15 protein-coding genes are annotated in these 16,660 nt (G+C 69.5%); 4 read left to right on the plus strand and 11 right to left on the minus strand.

Translation table 11 applies throughout. The features are described 5' to 3' along the window. Nucleotides 1-93: 93 nt before the first annotated feature. From UG56_RS13810 to UG56_RS28395, 3 genes are all read right to left on the minus strand, one after another. Nucleotides 94-1,173, minus strand: coding sequence for a branched-chain amino acid aminotransferase (locus tag UG56_RS13810; RefSeq protein ID WP_256206626.1), 1,080 nt, complete (start codon nt 1,171-1,173; stop codon nt 94-96). Between the two features lie 103 nt (nt 1,174-1,276). Beyond that, nucleotides 1,277-2,332 carry a 3-isopropylmalate dehydrogenase gene (locus UG56_RS13815; RefSeq protein WP_045548767.1) on the minus strand — a complete coding sequence of 352 codons (1,056 nt, stop codon included), beginning with the start codon at nt 2,330-2,332 and terminating at the stop codon, nt 1,277-1,279. Between the two features lie 9 nt (nt 2,333-2,341). After that, nucleotides 2,342-2,512, minus strand: a complete 171-nt coding sequence (locus UG56_RS28395) for a hypothetical protein (RefSeq protein WP_177191483.1) — start codon at nt 2,510-2,512, stop codon at nt 2,342-2,344. A gap of 268 nt (nt 2,513-2,780) precedes the next feature. On the opposite strand from UG56_RS28395, the gene UG56_RS13820 reads away from it, so the two are divergent. Further along, nucleotides 2,781-3,350: an O-methyltransferase gene (locus UG56_RS13820; protein ID WP_045548768.1), complete on the plus strand. Its 570-nt coding sequence runs from the start codon at nt 2,781-2,783 to the stop codon at nt 3,348-3,350. Between the two features lie 50 nt (nt 3,351-3,400). Here UG56_RS13820 and efeB read toward each other — a convergent pair whose 3' ends face one another. The 4 genes from efeB to UG56_RS13840 all read right to left on the minus strand — a co-directional run bounded on the left by efeB (nt 3,401) and on the right by UG56_RS13840 (nt 8,189). Then, entirely contained in the window at nt 3,401-4,651 is a 1,251-nt protein-coding gene (gene efeB, locus UG56_RS13825) for an iron uptake transporter deferrochelatase/peroxidase subunit (RefSeq protein ID WP_071327072.1), read from the minus strand. After that, nucleotides 4,651-5,856: an iron uptake system protein EfeO gene (gene efeO, locus UG56_RS13830; RefSeq protein WP_052693389.1), complete on the minus strand. Its 1,206-nt coding sequence runs from the start codon at nt 5,854-5,856 to the stop codon at nt 4,651-4,653. The genes efeB and efeO overlap by 1 nt, the downstream gene beginning before the upstream one ends. Beyond that, complete coding sequence (gene efeU, locus UG56_RS13835; RefSeq protein WP_045548092.1) at nt 5,846-7,390, minus strand: iron uptake transporter permease EfeU; 1,545 nt, start codon at nt 7,388-7,390, stop codon at nt 5,846-5,848. Before efeU ends, efeO begins: the two co-directional genes overlap by 11 nt. 103 nt (nt 7,391-7,493) lie before the next feature. Then, nucleotides 7,494-8,189, minus strand: coding sequence for a DsbA family oxidoreductase (locus tag UG56_RS13840; RefSeq protein ID WP_045548093.1), 696 nt, complete (start codon nt 8,187-8,189; stop codon nt 7,494-7,496). Between the two features lie 159 nt (nt 8,190-8,348). Between UG56_RS13840 and UG56_RS13845 the strand changes: the two genes are divergently transcribed. Both UG56_RS13845 and UG56_RS13850 read left to right on the plus strand, forming a co-directional pair. After that, complete coding sequence (locus UG56_RS13845; RefSeq protein ID WP_045548094.1) at nt 8,349-9,266, plus strand: ABC transporter ATP-binding protein; 918 nt, start codon at nt 8,349-8,351, stop codon at nt 9,264-9,266. Continuing rightward, a complete protein-coding gene (locus UG56_RS13850; RefSeq protein WP_052693391.1) occupies nt 9,263-10,096 on the plus strand; it encodes an ABC transporter permease in 834 nt (277 codons plus the stop codon). Before UG56_RS13845 ends, UG56_RS13850 begins: the two co-directional genes overlap by 4 nt. 130 nt (nt 10,097-10,226) lie before the next feature. On the opposite strand, the gene ilvC is transcribed toward UG56_RS13850, so the two are convergent. The 3 genes from ilvC to UG56_RS13865 are packed head-to-tail and all read right to left on the minus strand — an operon-like array spanning nt 10,227 to nt 13,601. Continuing rightward, nucleotides 10,227-11,252, minus strand: coding sequence for a ketol-acid reductoisomerase (ilvC, locus tag UG56_RS13855; RefSeq protein ID WP_045548095.1), 1,026 nt, complete (start codon nt 11,250-11,252; stop codon nt 10,227-10,229). Nucleotides 11,253-11,286: 34 nt separating this feature from the next. Next, a complete protein-coding gene (ilvN, locus tag UG56_RS13860) occupies nt 11,287-11,850 on the minus strand; it encodes an acetolactate synthase small subunit (protein ID WP_008358415.1) in 564 nt (187 codons plus the stop codon). After that, nucleotides 11,850-13,601, minus strand: coding sequence for an acetolactate synthase large subunit (locus tag UG56_RS13865; RefSeq protein ID WP_045548096.1), 1,752 nt, complete (start codon nt 13,599-13,601; stop codon nt 11,850-11,852). Before UG56_RS13865 ends, ilvN begins: the two co-directional genes overlap by 1 nt. Before the next feature lie 389 nt (nt 13,602-13,990). On the opposite strand from UG56_RS13865, the gene UG56_RS13870 reads away from it, so the two are divergent. After that, on the plus strand, nt 13,991-14,473 hold the full coding sequence (locus tag UG56_RS13870) for a nitroreductase/quinone reductase family protein (protein ID WP_045548097.1): 483 nt from the start codon (nt 13,991-13,993) through the stop codon (nt 14,471-14,473). 8 nt (nt 14,474-14,481) lie between these two features. On the opposite strand, the gene UG56_RS13875 is transcribed toward UG56_RS13870, so the two are convergent. Beyond that, a complete protein-coding gene (locus UG56_RS13875) occupies nt 14,482-16,602 on the minus strand; it encodes a prolyl oligopeptidase family serine peptidase (RefSeq protein WP_045548098.1) in 2,121 nt (706 codons plus the stop codon). Nucleotides 16,603-16,660: the final 58 nt, after the last annotated feature.

A 16,660-nucleotide genomic window follows, 5' to 3' on the forward strand; every position in this document is an offset into this window, starting at 1 on the left:
TCACGTACGTCGGCCGAGGTGGCACGGTGGTGCCACCTCGGCCGACCGGAGTGACGCTTCGGCCGACGCGAGTGACGCCTCGGCCGGGAGGGGTCAGACGATCTTGCGCATCCAGCCGAAGGTGTCCTCGGCGCGACCGAACTGGATGTCGACGAGCTGCTTGCGGATGGTCTTCCAGACCTCGCCCTCGCCGGCGGAGGCGATGGAGCCGCCGTTGTAGACGAGCTCACCGACGGGGGTGACGACGGCGGCGGTGCCGCAGGCGAAGACCTCGGTGATCTCGCCGGACTCGACGCCGGCCTTCCACTCGTCGATGCCGAACTTGCGCTCCTCGACGGTGTAGCCGAGCTTGCCGGCGAGCTCGATGATGGAGGCGCGGGTGATCCCCTCGAGGATCGTGCCGGTCTCGGGGGTGACGATGCGGCCGTCGGCGTGGACGAAGTAGAGGTTCATGCCGCCGAGCTCCTCGACGTACTTCCCCTCCTGCGCGTCCAGGAACACCACCTGGTCGCAGCCGTTGGCCGACGCCTCGGCCTGGGCCACCAGGGAGGAGGCGTAGTTGCCACCGGTCTTGGCCGCGCCCATGCCGCCACGGCCGGCGCGGGTGTAGTCCTCGGTGAGCCAGATCCGCACCGGCTTCACCCCACCCTTGAAGTAGGAGCCGGCGGGCGAGGCGATGACCATGTAGGTCACGTGCTGGGCCGGGCGCACGCCGAGGAACGCCTCCGAGGCGAACATGAAAGGCCTCAGGTAGAGGCTCTTCTCGTCGGTCTCGGACGCCTCGGGCACCCAGCGCTGGTCGACCTTGACCAGGTCGAAGACGGTCTGCACGAAGTCCTCGATCTCGAGGACGGGCAGCGCGAGCCGCTCGCTGGAGCGGGCCATCCGGGCGGCGTTGGCCTCGGGGCGGAACGCCCAGACCGAGCCGTCGGCGTGCCGGTAGGCCTTCATCCCCTCGAAGATCTCCTGGGCGTAGTGCAGCACCGCTGCCGACGGGTCCAGGCTGATCGGGGCGTAGGCCTCGATGCGACCGTTGTGCCAACCCTGTTCGGGCGTCCACTCAACGGTGAGCATGTGATCGGTGAAATAGTTGCCGAAGCCTGGGTTCGCCAGGACCTCTGCGAGCTGCTTGTCGGTGGCCGGGTGGGTCGACAATGTGGTGCGGATCTCCATGACCATGAGATTAGTCCTGTTCTGCGAGAGAGACGTAAGTGATGAGGACAGACGAAGGGCCGGGCGCAGAAACTCTGCGCCCGGCCCCTTCGGGGATGAGCGTCTAGCCGGTTACGCGGGCGGCGATCGCGTCGCCGACCTCGGAGGTCGTACGTGGCTCCGAACCGCGCTCGGAGAGGTCCGCGAGCACGGCGGCGTCGATGACGGCGGCAGCCTCGGGGTGACCGAGGTGCTCGAGCAGAAGGGCCCCGGACAGGATGGCCGCGGTGGGGTCGGCCTTCTGCTGGCCGGCGATGTCGGGGGCGGAGCCGTGGACCGGCTCGAACATCGAGGGGAACTCCCGGGAGGAGTTGATGTTGCCGGAGGCGGCCAGGCCGATGCCGCCGGTGATGGCAGCGGCCAGGTCGGTGATGATGTCGCCGAAGATGTTGTCGGTGACGATCACGTCGAAACGGGCCGGGTCGGTGGCGAGGAAGATCATCACCGCGTCGATGTGGAGGTAGTCCACGGTGACGTCGGGGAACTCCTCGGCGACCTGCTGGGTGATCCGCCACCACAGCGACCCGGCGTTGACGAGCACGTTGGTCTTGTGGACCAGGGTCAGCTTCTTGCGCGGGCGCGCCTGGGCGCGGGCGAAGGCGTCGCGGACGACCCGCTCCACGCCGAAGGCGGTGTTGACCGAGGTCTCGGTGGCGACCTCGTGCGGGGTTCCGACCCGCATCGCGCCACCGTTGCCGGTGTAGAGGCCCTCGGTGCCCTCACGGACCACGACGAAGTCGATCTCGCCCTTGTCGAGCACGGCCGGAGCCAGCGGGGAGGTAGCCCCCGGGAAGAGCCTGCTCGGGCGGAGGTTGACGTAGTGGTCGAGCTCGAAACGGAGCTTCAGCAGCAGCCCGCGCTCCAGGATGCCCGGAGGCAGGTTCGGGTCGTTGGGCTTGCCGCCGACCGCGCCGAGCAGGATGGCGTCCTGCTCCTTGATCTCGGCGAGAACGGACTCCGGAAGCACCTCGCCGGTGGCGAGATAGCGCTCGGCGCCGAGGTCGTATCGGGTCTGCTCGAACTTCACCGGCGAGGCGACCTCGAGCACCTTCAGCGCCTCGGCGGTCACCTCCGGCCCGATGCCGTCGCCGGGGATCACTGCGAGGTTGGTCGTAGACATACGGCGAGACTAGTTGTCGTCGGGCCGCTGGCCGCCGTTGTCCCGCAGGTCGAGCGCCTGTTGGACCGCGGCGATCGTGTTCTCGACGCTGTGCGGGTTGTCCGGGTTGTGGCTCGCCGGGCCCCACTCGCGGCCGCGCTCAACGTAATCGGCAGGGCTTTCGGGGTACATCGCGTACATGGCTTCTTCCTTCACACTTCGGGGAAACAGAGGGGTGTGGGAGAGAAGCCGGGGTCTAGGGGAAGACGGAAGCCACCGCGACGAGGTGGCTTCTCCTGCGGTCGTTACCGCCGGGCCCCGTCGCGGCGCTCGAGTACGAGAAAAATGCTCCGCATGGTGAACTGACGGTAACCCGAGATGTCCGCCGCGTCATCGAATCTGGACCAAAGGTCCGACATCCGAGACACAGATGCGGGTAAGGCGCCCGAACATCAGGAAGACTGTTCCTGTGAGCGCACCTCCAGAGCTGCCGGACATCGTGACCCGCGCCTTCGACGTCTCCCGTCGCGCGGGCTACGTGTCGTTCTGTCGCAACGAGACCGGACGGCTGCTGGCGACCCTGGCTGCGACCCGGAGTGGCACCATGGCCGAGTTCGGCACCGGATGCGGTGTCGGCACCGCGTGGCTGCGCAGCGGCGTACGCGGCGAGGCGGCCCACATCGTCTCCGCCGAACTCGACGAGCACCTGGCCAAGGAGGCCTCGGAGATCTTCGCCGACGACGAGCAGGTCGAGGTGATCGCCGCCGACTGGGGCATCCTCCGCGACCGCGGCCCGTTCGCGCTGCTCTTCCTCGACGCCGAGACCCCCGGCGGGGTCTCCCCCGACCAGCTCTCCGACCTCGTCGAGGAGGGCGGCATCGTCGTCATCGACGACCTCATCCCCACCGACCTGTGGCCGCCGATCGTCTACGGCCGCGTCGACAGCCTGCGCGAGTCCTGGCTCACCGACGAGCGCTTCACCACCGTCGAGGTCATGGTCGCCCCCGACACCAGCGTCCTGCTCGCCACCAAGCGCTGAGCTCGCCAGGATGCTCACCGAGGTAACTCGGTGAGCATCCGGCAGCCGACCTAGTCGAACAGCTCCTGGGCCAGGAAGTGGCCCGACTTCGGCGCGCGCGGGACGGCGAAGATCGCCGACCCGACGTGGGCGATGTACTCGTTGAGCAGATCGACGCGACCGAGCTTGCGCTGCAGGTCGACGAAGGTCGCGGGGTCCTTCATGAAGGCGATGAAGAACAGCCCGGCGTCGAGCTGACCGAGCGAGTTGAGCCCGTCGGTGAAGTTGTAGCCACGGCGCAGGATCTTGGCTCCCCCGTTGTTCTCCGAGGCCGCCAGCGCGACGTGGGAGGTCGGGTCGATGACCGGCTTGCCGTCGCGTACGGCCTTGAAGTCCGGGGTGTCGAACTCCTTCTTGCCACTGAGCGGAGCACCCTCGGCCTTGTCGCGGCCGATGGTGAGGTGCTGGGTGTCGATGGTCGTGCCGTCCCAGACCTCGATGTCCATGTTGATCTTGCGGGTGACCAGATAGCTGCCGCCCCGCATCCACGCCGGCTCGTCCGGGTCGGCGACCCACACGAACTCGTCGAGGTCCTCCTCGGACTTGATGTTGCGGGTGCCGTCCTTGAGACCCATCAGGTTGCGCGGCGTCTTCTGCCCCTTGCCCGCGGAGGCGCGGCCGAAGCCGAGCACGGTCCAGCGGGTGGTGACCAGGCCACGTCCGATCCGGACCAGGTCGCGGATGGCGTGGTAGGCCACCTGCGGGTCGTCGGCACAGGCCTGCAGGGCCAGGTCGCCGCCGCACAGCTCGGGCTTGAGCTCGTCGGAGGGCAGCCGCGGGATCTCGGCGAGCAGCTTCGGGCCGCGGCCGGCCAGGCCGAAGCGGTCGTCGAAGAGCCCGGGTCCGAGACCGAGGGTGACGGTGAGCGAGGCCGGCGAGAGGTCGTACGCCTCCCCCGTGTCCTGCGGGACGCCGTTGCTCCGCGTCGGCTCGACGGAGCCGACCGGGTTGCCCTTCATCATCGTCGCCATGGCCGCCGACCAGCGCGCGAAGAGCACCTTCAACTGCTCGGCGGTGGTGCCCTCGACGACGTCGAGGGACATGAAGACCAGGTGCCGCTGAGGCGGCGTGGCGATGCCGACCTGGTGGTCGCCGGTGTAGAAGTCGTACGCCCGGGAGAGGTCGAGCCCGTCGGCGGCCGCCGCCTCGGCAGGCGAGACGGCGCGGCCGCCGAGGAAGCCGACCGCCGCCCCGGCCGCGGCGCCACCGCCGGCGCCGGCCAGGAGCCGGCGCCGGGAGAGACCCTTGCCTTCGCCTGCCATCAGGCCGTCGCTGCCTTCTCCGCCAGGCGGCCGAGGACGTCCTGGAGCGACTGCACGGTCGCCGACAGCTTCTTGCCGTCGGAGGCCTTCAGCTCGGCGGTGTAGGGACGGTAGCCGCCCAGCGCCTGGGGGTCCTTGTAGCCCTCGAGGTCGTCGGTGACGGCGGTGAACCGTCCGTCGATGGTCTTGACCAGCTCGGCGTCGATCTTCTCCAGACCCGGGCGGAGAGCGGCGTAGGCCTGCTGGGCGCCCTCGACGTTGTTGGCGAAGTCGACCAGGTCGATGTGGCTGTAGGCCTCCTCCTCGCCGGTGATCTTGCCCGACTGGACCTCCTCGAGCAGCGCGGCGGCGCCGTTGGCGAGGTCCTCGGGCTTGAACTCCAGGGTCTTGCCGACCTCGGCGAGCTTGGTGACGTTGGTGACCAGGTCGGCGGCGTACTTCTTGGTCTGGTCGGTGATCTTCTTCGCCTGGAACAGGTCGCGCTCGACGGCGTGGAAGCCGCTCCAGCCGACCGCCTCGTCGAGGTTGGAGGCGCGCATGTCGATCAGGTAGTCGAGGTTGCCCTTGTTGTCGGTCGGGTCGAAGCCGTCCATCACGAAGCCCTCGACGTCGGACTCGATCTTCTCGTAGAAGGGGCGGGCGTCGGCGTAGGCCTTCTGCGCGGCAGCGACGTCACCGCTGTCGACGGCCTTCTGCAGCTTCTGGACACCGACGACCATCGCGTCGATCTGGGTGCGGACGTACGTGGTGTAGTCCTCGGACCCGGAGGCGAGCAGCTCGGCGGCGTCGCCCGTCGGCTCGGCCGCGGCCTCACCGGTGACCTCGAAGGGAACCCGCTCGGCGGAGGCGCCCGGGCAGTAGATCTCGTAGTCGCCACCACCGAGGGTGAGCGTGAAGGAGGAACCGGGGAGGCCCGGGGCGAGGTTCTCCTTCTCGCCGAGGATCTTCTGACCGTCCATCAGCTCGACCTCGGTGAGACCGGCCGCCGACTCGTTGGTGACCGTGAAGGTCACCGGGCCCGCCGCGGCGGTGTCGGTGTCGAGCTTGCAGACATCACCGTCGGAGCCGCTGACCAGGGTCACCGCGACCTGGCTCGCGCCCTTCTTCTTCGGCGCCGCCGAGTCGTCGGTGTCGCTGCCACAGGCAGCGAGGCCGGTCAGGCACAGCGCGGTGAGTGCTGCAACGGAGATCGCCTTACGCGACATGGGTTGAACCTTTCACTGATGGCTCCTGGCGCTCTTCGCGGCCGGAGTCGTTGACGGCGCGCGGTTCCGTGGCGCGGCCGGGCCTGCGCCGGGACTGCCACAGGAGCAGCCCGGCGAGGACGATGAGGGCAACCGGCACCCAGTGCTTCCACAGCAGCCGGTCGTGGGCGGCGTGGTCCGCCTCGGCGATCTCCGCGGACAGGTCCGCCGCGTAGGTCTCCTCGACCTGCAGCGCGGCGCCGTCGACGGTGAAGGTGCGCGGCGAGGTCAGGCCGCCGCCTTCGATCGTGAGCAGGAGCCTGCCGGTGGTGCGTACGTCGACCAGACCGCCGTCACGGCTCAGCACCGTGTGACGGGTGCTGTCGGTCCAGCGGGCCTGGTAGGGGCCTGGGGCGGTGGCGAGGTTGAGTCCGACCGGGACCCGGTTGTCGGTGTAGGCCAGCAGGTCCTGGGCGGTGAGGGTGGCCGGCAGGTCGCCGGAGCCCTTCGCGCGCCAGGCGGTGTCGGCAGTGCCGGTGTGGCCGGTGGGGTCGGTGAGCTCGATCCTCTCGCGGTCCACGGTCAAGGTCGCTCGGTCGCCGGAGACGGCCAGCACTGCCGTACGCCCGTCCGCCAGGGGCGCCTCGCGGGGCACGTCGACACTCGGCAGCGGGACCAGGACGAAGAGCGCGGCAGCCCCCGCCACGGCGGCGACGGCGCCGCCGATCCGCAGGCGTCGCGCCAGCACGGCGCCCGGACGGAGGTGGGCGGGCAGGACGAGCATCGCGAGCATCGGCACCAGGTAGGCGAGCCAGCCGAGCACCTCGATCACCCGCGGGTCGGCGGGAACACCGAGGATGCCGGTGATCACCGCCGAGCGGACCGAGCCGTTGGGGATGAGCCAGGACAGGTCGACGGTGCGGCCCTGGCCGACGGTCACCCAGCCCGCCTCGTGGCCCGTACGCAGCGCGAACATCACCAGCCCGGCCGCGACGAACACCAGGAACACGCCCGTGACCTGGAAGAACATCTTCAGGTTGAGCCGCAGGCCGCCGGCGTAGATGCCCCAGCCGAGGCCGATGGCGATGGCCAGACCGAGCACGGCGCCGACGATCGCGGCGGGCGCGCTGGTGGCGTTCTGGATGGTGGCGAGCAGGAAGACGGAGGTCTCGAAGCCCTCGCGCAGCACCGCCAGGAAGCCCATCAGCGCCATCGCGGTCAGCGTGCCGGCGCCGAGCGCGGCGGCGGCTGCCTTCTCGAGCTCGCCCTTGAGGCTGCGGGCGTGGGTGTGCATCCAGCGGATCATCCCGGTCACGAAGACGATCGCGATCACGCCGATCACGCACTCGAGCATCTCCTGCTGCCGCTGTGGCAGCGCCTGCTCGAGGAGTCGCAGCGCCACTCCGACGGCGATGCTCAGCCCGACGCCGGCGCCGACGCCGACCCACAGCCCGCGCAGCGGGGCGCCGTTGCGGCGCAGGAAGGTGGCGATGATCGACACGATCAGCGCCGCCTCGAGGCCCTCGCGGAGACCGATGACGAACGTTGGCAGCATGCTTGCAGCGTAACGTTAGGTAAGGCTCACCTTGTAGGCGGGACCGGCAAGTGGCACAGAACTTTGCCTTGGCCGCGCCGCCGTCCGGTCGCTCGGAACGAGGTCAGATCGCGCAGCCGTCGGGACCGCAGGCGTCTCCGTCGCCGAGGATGGTGAGGGCCGCCTTGGTCTCGGCGTGCACCTTCTCCAGCAGCTGGCTGAACAGGTCGGTCGGCTGGGCGCCGGAGACGCCGTACTTCCCCTCGACGACGTAGAACGGCACCCCGGTGGCGCCGTAGGCGCGGGCCTGGTCGATGTCGGCCTGGACGTCGCCGGCGAACTCCTCGCTCGCGAGCACCTCGTCCACCCGCTCGGCGTCGAGACCGACGTTCACGGCGGACTGCTTCAGGACGGCGTGGTCACCCATCGACTCCCCGCGGGTGAAGTACGCAGCGAGCAGCTCCTCCTTGAGCGCGGCCTGCTTGCCCTCGGCCTTGGCCAGGTGGAGCAGCCGGTGGGCGTCGATGGTGCGCGCGTGCGGGGTGTCCTCGTGACGGAACTCGAGACCGGCCGCCGCGGCGGGGACGTTGGCCTGCTTCATCAGCTCACGGGCCTGGGGGACGGAGGCACCGAACTTCTTGGCCAGGGCCTCGACGGTGGTCTCGACCGGCACCTGCGGGGCGGTCGGGTCGAGCTCGAAGGAGTGGTAGACGATCTCGACGTCGTCGCTGTGCTCGAAGCGCTCCAGGGCTTCCTCGAGGTGGCGCTTGCCGATGTAGCACCAGGGACAGACGACGTCGGACCAGACATCAATACGCATGCCATCGGAACGTTTGGTTCGGTACGAAACATTCCGCAGCGGACCGATCTACCCCGAGATGGTCTCAGGGGACCTCAGGGGAAGGCCCAGGAGACCGCCAGGGATCTGCCAGGGATCTGCCCGAAGCGCGCGGGGGCGCCCGGGCGCGAGGCTCGGAGCATGATCCAGATCGATGCCCTCACTAAGAGGTACGGCAGGTTCACGGCCGTCGACAACGTGACCTTCACCGCCGAGCCCGGCCGCGTGACCGGCTTCCTCGGCCCCAACGGCGCCGGCAAGTCCACGACCATGCGCATCCTGGTCGGGCTCACCGACCCGTCCTCCGGCAGCGCGCACCTCCTCGGCCGCCACTTCTCCCAGCTGCCCAACCCCGGTCGCGAGGTCGGGGTGCTGCTGGACGCCTCCGCCCAGCACGGCGGGCGCACCGGCCGCGAGATCCTCACCCTGGCCGCCCGCACGATGGGGCTGCCGAAGTCGAGCGTCGCCGAGACCCTGGAGCGGGTCAGCCTGACCGAGGAGGAGGCCGGACGCCGGGTACGCAACTACTCCCTCGGGATGCGTCAGCGGCTCGGGATCGCGACGGCCCTGATCGGCGACCCCGAGGTGCTGATCCTCGACGAGCCGGCCAACGGCCTCGACCCGGCCGGCATCCGCTGGATGCGCGACCTGCTGCGGGGCTTCGCCGACGACGGCGGCACCGTGCTGCTCTCCTCCCACCTGCTGCACGAGATCGAGGTCATCGCCGACGACATCGTGGTCATCGGCAACGGCCGGATCGTGGCGCAGGGCACCAAGCAGGAGCTGCTCGCCAGCGGCGAGACGTACGCCCGTTCCAGTGATCCCACCTCGCTCGGCCGCGCGCTCCAGCGGGCCGGCCACACCGCCGAGATCACCACCGAGGGCGCCGTCCGCAGCGACGCCGACCTCACCACCGTCGGCCAGATCGCCTTCGACGCCGGGCTCGTGCTGAGCGAGCTCCGCGCCGCCGACGGCGCCGGCCTGGAGGAGATGTTCCTCCAGCTCACCGCCGAGACCCAGCGCGACCACCTCCAGACCCCGGAAGGGAAAGCAGCATGACCACCACGACCATCGCCCCGGAGCCGGCCAACCCGGCCGGCCGTCACCCCGAGGCGGTACGCCGCCGCGAGCGGGCCGTGCCGGCCCCGATCCCCTTCGGCCGCATCGCCGGTGTCGAGCTGCGCAAGATGTTCGACACCCGCTCGGGGTTCTGGCTGATGGCCAGCCTGGTCGTGCTCTCCCTGGCCGCGACCGCCGTGACGATCATCTTCGTCGACGCCGACAACCTCGACTACGAGGGCTTCGCCAGCGCCTGGGGCATCCCGATGTCGGTGATCCTGCCGATGATCGCGGTGCTCGCGGTCACCAGCGAGTGGAGCGCACGCAGCGCCCTGACCACGTTCACCCTGGTCTCCGGCCGGGGCCGCGTCATCGCCGCGAAGGCGCTGGTCACCGCCGTGGTGGGCGTCGTCGCCATCGCGGCCGCGGCGGCCGTCGGCGCGCTCGGCTACCTCGGCGTGGCGGCCGTCATGGACCTCGACCCGGTGTGGAACCTCTCGTTCGCCGAGCTCGCCCGGGTGACCCTGGCCAGCGAGATCGGGATGTTCATGGGCTTCATGCTCGGCACGCTGTTCCGCAGCTCCCCGGGCGCGATCGTGGCCTACTTCGTCTACGCCCTCGTCCTGCCCACCGTCTCCTCGGCGCTGGCCTCGACGAACACCTGGTGGGCCGAGCACGCCACCTGGTTCGACCTCAACTGGGCGACCATGAACCTCTACTCCGAGATGACCGACAAGATGTGGGCCCAGCTGGGCGTCGCCGGCCTGATCTGGCTGGTCGTCCCGATGATCGTCGGCCTCCGCCTGGTCCTCAAGTCCGAGGTCAAGTAACCCGCCGAGTCGGCGCAACTGTCCCACCCACAACCGCCGAGTCGGCGCGTCTGCCCCAACGATCTGGGACAAACGCGCCGACTCGGGTCGGTTTTCCGGGACATTCGCGCCGACTCGGCACGTACCGGGGTCAGCGGGCGGCGGAACCCTCGGTGTAGTCGTCGTCGGACTGGCTCCACGAGAAGTGGGCGCGCAGGGCCTTGCCGGTGGCCTCGATCGGGTGACCGGCCTCCTCCTCGCGCAGCTTCTGGAACTCGACCGCACCGTTGTCCTGGTCGGCGATGAAGCGGGCGGCGAAGGAGCCGTCCTGGATCTCGGCGAGCACCTGCTGCATGGTCTCCTTGACCTGCGGGCCGATGACGCGCGGGCCGGAGACGTAGTCGCCGTACTCAGCGGTGTCGGAGATCGACCAGCGCTGCTTGGCGATGCCGCCCTCCCACATCAGGTCCACGATGAGCTTGAGCTCGTGGAGCACCTCGAAGTAGGCGATCTCGGGCTGGTAGCCGGCCTCGGTCAGCGTCTCGAACCCGGCCTGGACCAGGTGGGACACGCCGCCGCAGAGCACGGCCTGCTCGCCGAAGAGGTCGGTCTCGGTCTCCTCGGTGAAGGTCGTCTTGATGACACCGGCGCGGGTGCCACCGATGCCCTTGGCGTACGACTTGGCGAGGTCCCACGCGGAGCCGGAGGCGTCCTGCTCGACGGCGATGATGTCCGGGATGCCGCGGCCGGCGACGTACTCACGACGGACGGTGTGGCCCGGGGCCTTCGGGGCGACCAGGATCACGTCGACGCCCTCGGGCGCCTTGATGTAGCCGAAGCGCACGTTGAAGCCGTGGCCGAACACCAGGGTCTTGCCGGCGGTCACGTGGGGCGCGAGCTGGTCGTTGTAGAGACCGCGCTGGTGCTGGTCGGGGGCGAGGATGACGATGACGTCGGCCTCGGCGGCGGCGTCGCCGGGGCTGAGGACCTTGAAGCCCTCCTCCTCGGCCTTCGGGGTCGACTTCGAGCCGGGCTGCAGGCCGATGCGCACGTCCACACCGGAGTCACGCAGGTTGAGCGCGTGGGCGTGGCCCTGGCTGCCGTAACCGATGACGGCAACCTTCTTCGCCTGGATCAGCGCGAGGTCGGCGTCGTCGTCGTAGAAAATCTCAGCCACGAGGGCTTCTCCTTTAGTTGTGTTTGATAGGGGTTCAGACCGCGGAAGGCGGAGCGGGCACAGCCACGGATCGTAGGCTGCGCTCGGAGATCGACCGGGAGCCGCGGCCCATGCCGACCATGCCGGACTGGGAGAGCTCACGGATACCGAAGGGCTCGATGACCCGGAGGAAGTCGTTGAGCTTGCCGGTGTTGCCGGCGAGCTGGACGATGACGGTGTCGGTGGACACGTCGACGACCTTGGCGCGGAAGAGCTGGATGGTGTCGAGCACCTGGCTGCGGGTCTCCGTGGTGGCGGTGATCTTGACCAGCATGAGGGCGCGCTGGACGCGCGTCTCAGGCTCGAGCTCGACGATCTTGATCACCTCGACCAGCTTGTTGAGCTGCTTGGTGACCTGCTCGAGGGGGGTGTTCTCGAGATTGACCACGACCGTCATGCGGGAGACCTCGTCGTGCTCGGTCGGTCCCACCGCGAGGGATTCGATGTTGAAGCCGCGGCGCGAGAAGAGCGCGGCCACGCGGGCCAGGACGCCGGGCTTGTTCTCGACCAGGACGCTCAGCGTGTGCTTGCCGCCGGTCTTCACGGGCTGGATGCTCATCAGAGGTCGTCCTCGTCGAACTCGGGCGCGAGGTCGCGCGCGTACTGGATCTCGTCGTTGGAGGAGCCGGCGGCGACCATCGGCCACACCATGGCGTCCTTGTTGACCCGGAAGTCCACGACGACGGGCATGTCGTTGATCTCCATGGCCTTCTCGATGGTGGAGTCGACGTCGTCGGCGGAGTCGCAGGCCAGGCCGACGCAGCCCATGGCCTCGGCCAGCTTGGGGAAGTCGGGGATGCGCTTCGGCTGGCCGTGACCCTGCAGGTTGGTGTTGGAGTAGCGCTCGCCGTAGAAGAGCGTCTGCCACTGGCGCACCATGCCGAGGTTGTCGTTGTTGATGATCGCGACCTTGATCGGGATGCCCTCGATCGCGCAGGTGGCCAGCTCCTGGTTGGTCATCTGGAAGCAGCCGTCGCCGTCGATCGACCACACCGTGGTGTCGGGGCAGCCGACCTTCGCGCCCATCGCGGCGGGGACGGAGTAGCCCATCGTGCCGAGGCCGCCGGAGTTGATCCAGGTGTTGGGGTGCTCGTAGCCGATGAACTGCGCGGCCCACATCTGGTGCTGGCCGACACCGGCGGTGAAGATCGTGTCCTCGCCGGAGATCTTGCCGAGCCGCTCGATGACGTACTGCGGGGAGAGGCCTTCGGCGGGGAGGTCGTAGCCGAGCGGATACTGCTTCTTGATCCCGGCAACGAACGCGATCCAGCCCTCGTAGTCACCCTCCTTGCCCGCCTCCTTCTCGGCGGTGAGCACCGCGATCAGGTCGGTGAGGACCTCGCGCACGTCGCCCACGATCGGGACGTCGGCGTAGCGGTTCTTGCCGATCTCGGCCGGGTCGATGTCGGCGTGGATCACCTTGGCGTTGGGGGCGAAGGAGTCCAGGTTGCCGGTGACGCGGTCGTCGAAGCGGGCGCCGAGGCTGATGATCAGGTCGGACTTCTGCAGGCCGGCGACCGCGGCGACGGTGCCGTGCATGCCGGGCATGCCGAGGTGCTGGGGGTGGGAGTCGGGGAAGGCGCCGCGCGCCATCAGCGTGGTCACGACCGGGATCCCGGTGAGCGTGGCCAGCTGCAGCAGCTCGCGGTGGGCACCGGAGCGGATGGTGCCGCCACCGACGTACAGGACAGGCTTCTTGGCCTCCAGCATCAGGCGCGCCGCCTCGCGGATCTGCTTGGCGTGCGGCCTGGTCACCGGGCGGTAGCCCGGCAGGTGGAGCTCGGTCGGCCACCGGTAGGTGGTGGTGGCCTGCAACGCCGACTTGGTGACGTCGACGAGGACCGGACCCGGACGCCCGGAGGACGCCAGGTGGAAGGCCTCAGCGACCCGGAGCGGGATCTCCGCCGGGTCGGTGATGAGGAAGCTGTGCTTGGTGACCGGCATCGTGATGCCGCGGATGTCCGCCTCCTGGAAGGCGTCGGTGCCGATCATCGCCGCGCCGACCTGGCCGGTGATGGCCACCATCGGCACGGAGTCCATGTTGGCGTCGGCGAGCGGGGTGACCAGGTTGGTCGCGCCCGGGCCGGAGGTGGCCATGCAGACGCCGACCTTGCCGGTCGCGGCGGCGTAGCCCTGGGCCGCGTGGCCGGCGCCCTGCTCGTGGCGTACGAGGATGTGGCGGATCTTCGAGTCCATCAGCGGGTCGTAGGCCGGAAGGATCGCTCCCCCCGGAATGCCGAAGATGTTCTCGGCCCCCGCTGCTTCCAGCGACTTGATCAGGCTCTGTGCGCCTGTCATCTGCTCGCTCATGTCCGCCGTCCTACTCATCAGAGCTTCTACTCATGGGATCTCGTGGGCTGCTTGTGCAACAAAAAACCCTCCGGCCCGGCGGGCAACGGAGGGAGACGCGTCGTCTGGAACCAGTGGCTCCTAGGCGACGCGCCTGATAAGTACGAGAATGCTGTTCAGCATGCCCACACGTTAACCCCATGTGTCGCGCCGTGTCACCTCACCCTAGCGCGCGTCCCATGATCTGAGATCACCGTCCCAGTATCTGTCAGTCGTTCGGTCGGCACGGCTCGGTCGGCACGGCTCGGTCGGTGCAGATCTCAGGGATCTCACCGAGGCGGCGGACCCGCGGGAATCGCTAGCCTGGACGGACAGTGGATCTCGGGTCCTTCCGCCCAGTGGAGGCAACGATGTCGACCGACGAGAAGCACCGCTCCGCGTGGCTGCCGCCACGCTGGTTCATCCGCGCCGCGTGGTGGGTCCACCGCCGGCTGTACGCCGCGGGCGGAACACGCTTCCTGCGTCGCCCACGCCCGGACCGGGCCGGGATGCTCCGGCTGACCACGGTCGGGCGTCGCACCGGACAGGAGCGCTCGGTCATCCTGTCCTACGTCCCCGACGGTTCGACGTACGTCACGCTGGCGATGAACGGCTGGGCGGACCCGCCGCCCGCGTGGTGGCTCAACCTGAAGGCAACCCCCGAAGCGCTCGCCGAGACCGTCGACGGCCCACGCCAGGTGCGCGCCCACGAGGCCATCGGGCCCGAGCGCGAGCGCCTGTGGTCGCTGCTCGCCGCCGCCGACGACGGGTGGGGCGAGCTCGACGACTTCGCCGCCCGTCGCTCGCACCAGACTCCGGTGGTGGTCCTGGAGGTCGCCGAGCCGACCTCGTGACCGACCGCTCAGCCCAGGCCGAGCCGCTCGCGCAGGAACGTCCAGGCGAATGCGGAGAGATGGGCCGACTGGGCGTTGTTGGCGGCGCCGCCGTGGCCGCCCTCGATGTTCTCGTAGTAGGTGACGTCCTTGCCGGTGGCCGCCAGCAGCGCGGCCATCTTGCGGGCGTGGCCGGGGTGGACGCGGTCGTCCTTCGTGGAGGTGGTGAGCAGGACCGGCGGATAGGCCTTCGCCGCGTCGAGCAGGTGGTAGGGCGAGAAGGTCTTGATGTACGCCCACTCCTCCGGCACGTCCGGGTCGCCGTACTCGGCCATCCAGGAGGCTCCGGCGAGGAGGTGCGAGTAGCGCTTCATGTCGAGCAGCGGCACCTGGATCACGACGGCGCCGAACAGCTCCGGGTAGAGGGTGAGCATGTTGCCGGTCAGCAGCCCGCCGTTGGAGCCGCCCTGGATCCCGAGGTGGCTCGCGTCGGTCACGCCGGTCTCGACCAGATGGCGGGCGACGGCGGCGAAGTCCTCGTAGGCCTTGTGCCGGTTCTCCTTGAGCGCCGCCTGGTGCCACGCCGGGCCGTACTCCCCTCCCCCGCGGATGTTGGCCACGACGTAGACGCCACCCTCGCTGAGCCAGGCCCGGCCGACGCCGGCGGAGTAGCCGGGGGTCATCGGGATCTCGAAGCCGCCGTAGCCGTAGAGCAGCGTCGGCGCCGGCCCGGCACTGCCGTCGAGGGCACCTTCGGAGCCGACGATGAAGTAAGGGATGCGCGTGCCGTCCGCCGAGGTGGCGAACCGCTGCTCTGCGTGGAGCCCCTCGGTGTCGAACCAGGCCGGCGCCGACTTGAGCGGCTCGATCGTCTCGGCGCCGATCGTGGTCAGACCGTACGTCGTCGGGGTGAGGTAGCCGCTGGTAACGACCCAGACCTCGTCGGACTCGACGGCGTCGACGGCCCGGGTGCCGACCGCGGCCACCGGATCGGTCGCCGGGAACTCGGAGCGGCTCCACTCACCTGAGGTCGACGGGGTCAGCACGTGCAACCGGTTCTTGACGTCCTCGAAGACGTTGAGGATCAGGTGGTTGCGGGTCCAGGTCGCCCCGGCGAGCGAGGTCTTCGCGGTGGGCTCGAAGAGCACGGTCAGGTCGCGCTCACCGGCCAGGAACCGCTCCGCGTCGGTGGCGAGCAGCGAGCCCGCGGCGTAGGTCGCACCGCCGACGCTCCACTCGTCGCGGAGCTCGATGAGCAGCCACTCCCGGTGGAAGCCCGCCTCGGCGGAGTCGGGGATGTCGAGCTTGGTGAGGGTCTGCTCGGGTGTGCCGGGATGGGCGGCGACGTAGGTCTCGGAGCGGTAGAACGCGATCGAGCGGCTGACCAGGTCGCGCTCGAAGCCGGGGGTGTGGAGGTGGCGGGCGGAGATGTACATGTCCTCGTCGGTGCCCTCATAGACCACCGCCGCGTCCTCGAACGGGGTGCCGCGGCGCCACAGCTTCACGATGCGCGGGTAGCCGCTCGGGGTCAGCGAGCCCTCGCCGAAGTCGGTGAAGACGTAGACCGCGTCGGGGCCGCACCAGGAGAGCCCGCCCTTGGCGCCTCCCTGCTCGACGGCACGGGTGAAACCACCATCCGCAGGCGCGACGAAGGCCTTGGTGACCAGGTCGAACTCCCGGGTCACGTCGGCGTCCGAGCCGCCCGGGGAGAGGTCGACGAGCACTTTGCGCCACGGCTCGCCGGGCTCGGGCCGCAGCACCGAGGCGCCGTGCCAGACCCAGCTCTCCCCCTCGTCGGCGGCCAGTGCGTCGAGGTCGAGCAGGATCTCCCACTCGGGATCGTCGGTGCGGTAGGACTCGGGCGTGGTACGCCGCCAGATGCCGCGCTCGTGGTCGGCGTCGCGCCAGAAGTTGTAGAGATGCTCACCGAGGCGCGAGACCTCGGGCACCCGGTCGTCGGAGTCGAGCACCTCGAGGATCTGCGCCTCGATCTTGGCGAACACGGGGTCCGCGCCGACGCTCGCGTGGGCCTCCTCGTTGCGCGCCCGCACCCAGGCCAGCGCCTCGACACCCTCGACCTCCTCCAGCCAGCCGAACGGGTCCTCCCCGGCAGGGTCGAGCGGGGTCACGATCGTCAGCTCAGAGGTCATGCCACCGCCTCCGTAGGGCAGGGCAAAGAGTACGGATGCGGTGGCCTGACGCTTGTCG

The organism is Nocardioides luteus, from assembly GCF_000960475.2.
Lineage (GTDB): Bacteria > Actinomycetota > Actinomycetes > Propionibacteriales > Nocardioidaceae > Nocardioides > Nocardioides luteus_A.

Bases quoted from the DNA above. Each gene is read 5' to 3' on its own strand.
- UG56_RS13870 (WP_045548097.1), top strand. From the start codon at position 13,991: ATGTCGACCGACGAGAAGCACCGCTCCGCGTGGCTGCCGCCACGCTGG.
- UG56_RS13875 (WP_045548098.1), bottom strand. From the start codon at position 16,602: ATGACCTCTGAGCTGACGATCGTGACCCCGCTCGACCCTGCCGGGGAG.
- UG56_RS13850 (WP_052693391.1), top strand. From the start codon at position 9,263: ATGACCACCACGACCATCGCCCCGGAGCCGGCCAACCCGGCCGGCCGT.
- UG56_RS13810 (WP_256206626.1), bottom strand. From the start codon at position 1,173: ATGGAGATCCGCACCACATTGTCGACCCACCCGGCCACCGACAAGCAG.
- efeU (WP_045548092.1), bottom strand. From the start codon at position 7,390: ATGCTGCCAACGTTCGTCATCGGTCTCCGCGAGGGCCTCGAGGCGGCG.
- UG56_RS13865 (WP_045548096.1), bottom strand. From the start codon at position 13,601: ATGAGCGAGCAGATGACAGGCGCACAGAGCCTGATCAAGTCGCTGGAA.
- efeO (WP_052693389.1), bottom strand. From the start codon at position 5,856: ATGTCGCGTAAGGCGATCTCCGTTGCAGCACTCACCGCGCTGTGCCTG.
- ilvN (WP_008358415.1), bottom strand. From the start codon at position 11,850: ATGAGCATCCAGCCCGTGAAGACCGGCGGCAAGCACACGCTGAGCGTC.
- UG56_RS13815 (WP_045548767.1), bottom strand. From the start codon at position 2,332: ATGTCTACGACCAACCTCGCAGTGATCCCCGGCGACGGCATCGGGCCG.
- efeB (WP_071327072.1), bottom strand. From the start codon at position 4,651: ATGGCAGGCGAAGGCAAGGGTCTCTCCCGGCGCCGGCTCCTGGCCGGC.
- UG56_RS28395 (WP_177191483.1), bottom strand. From the start codon at position 2,512: ATGTACGCGATGTACCCCGAAAGCCCTGCCGATTACGTTGAGCGCGGC.
- UG56_RS13840 (WP_045548093.1), bottom strand. From the start codon at position 8,189: ATGCGTATTGATGTCTGGTCCGACGTCGTCTGTCCCTGGTGCTACATC.
- UG56_RS13845 (WP_045548094.1), top strand. From the start codon at position 8,349: ATGATCCAGATCGATGCCCTCACTAAGAGGTACGGCAGGTTCACGGCC.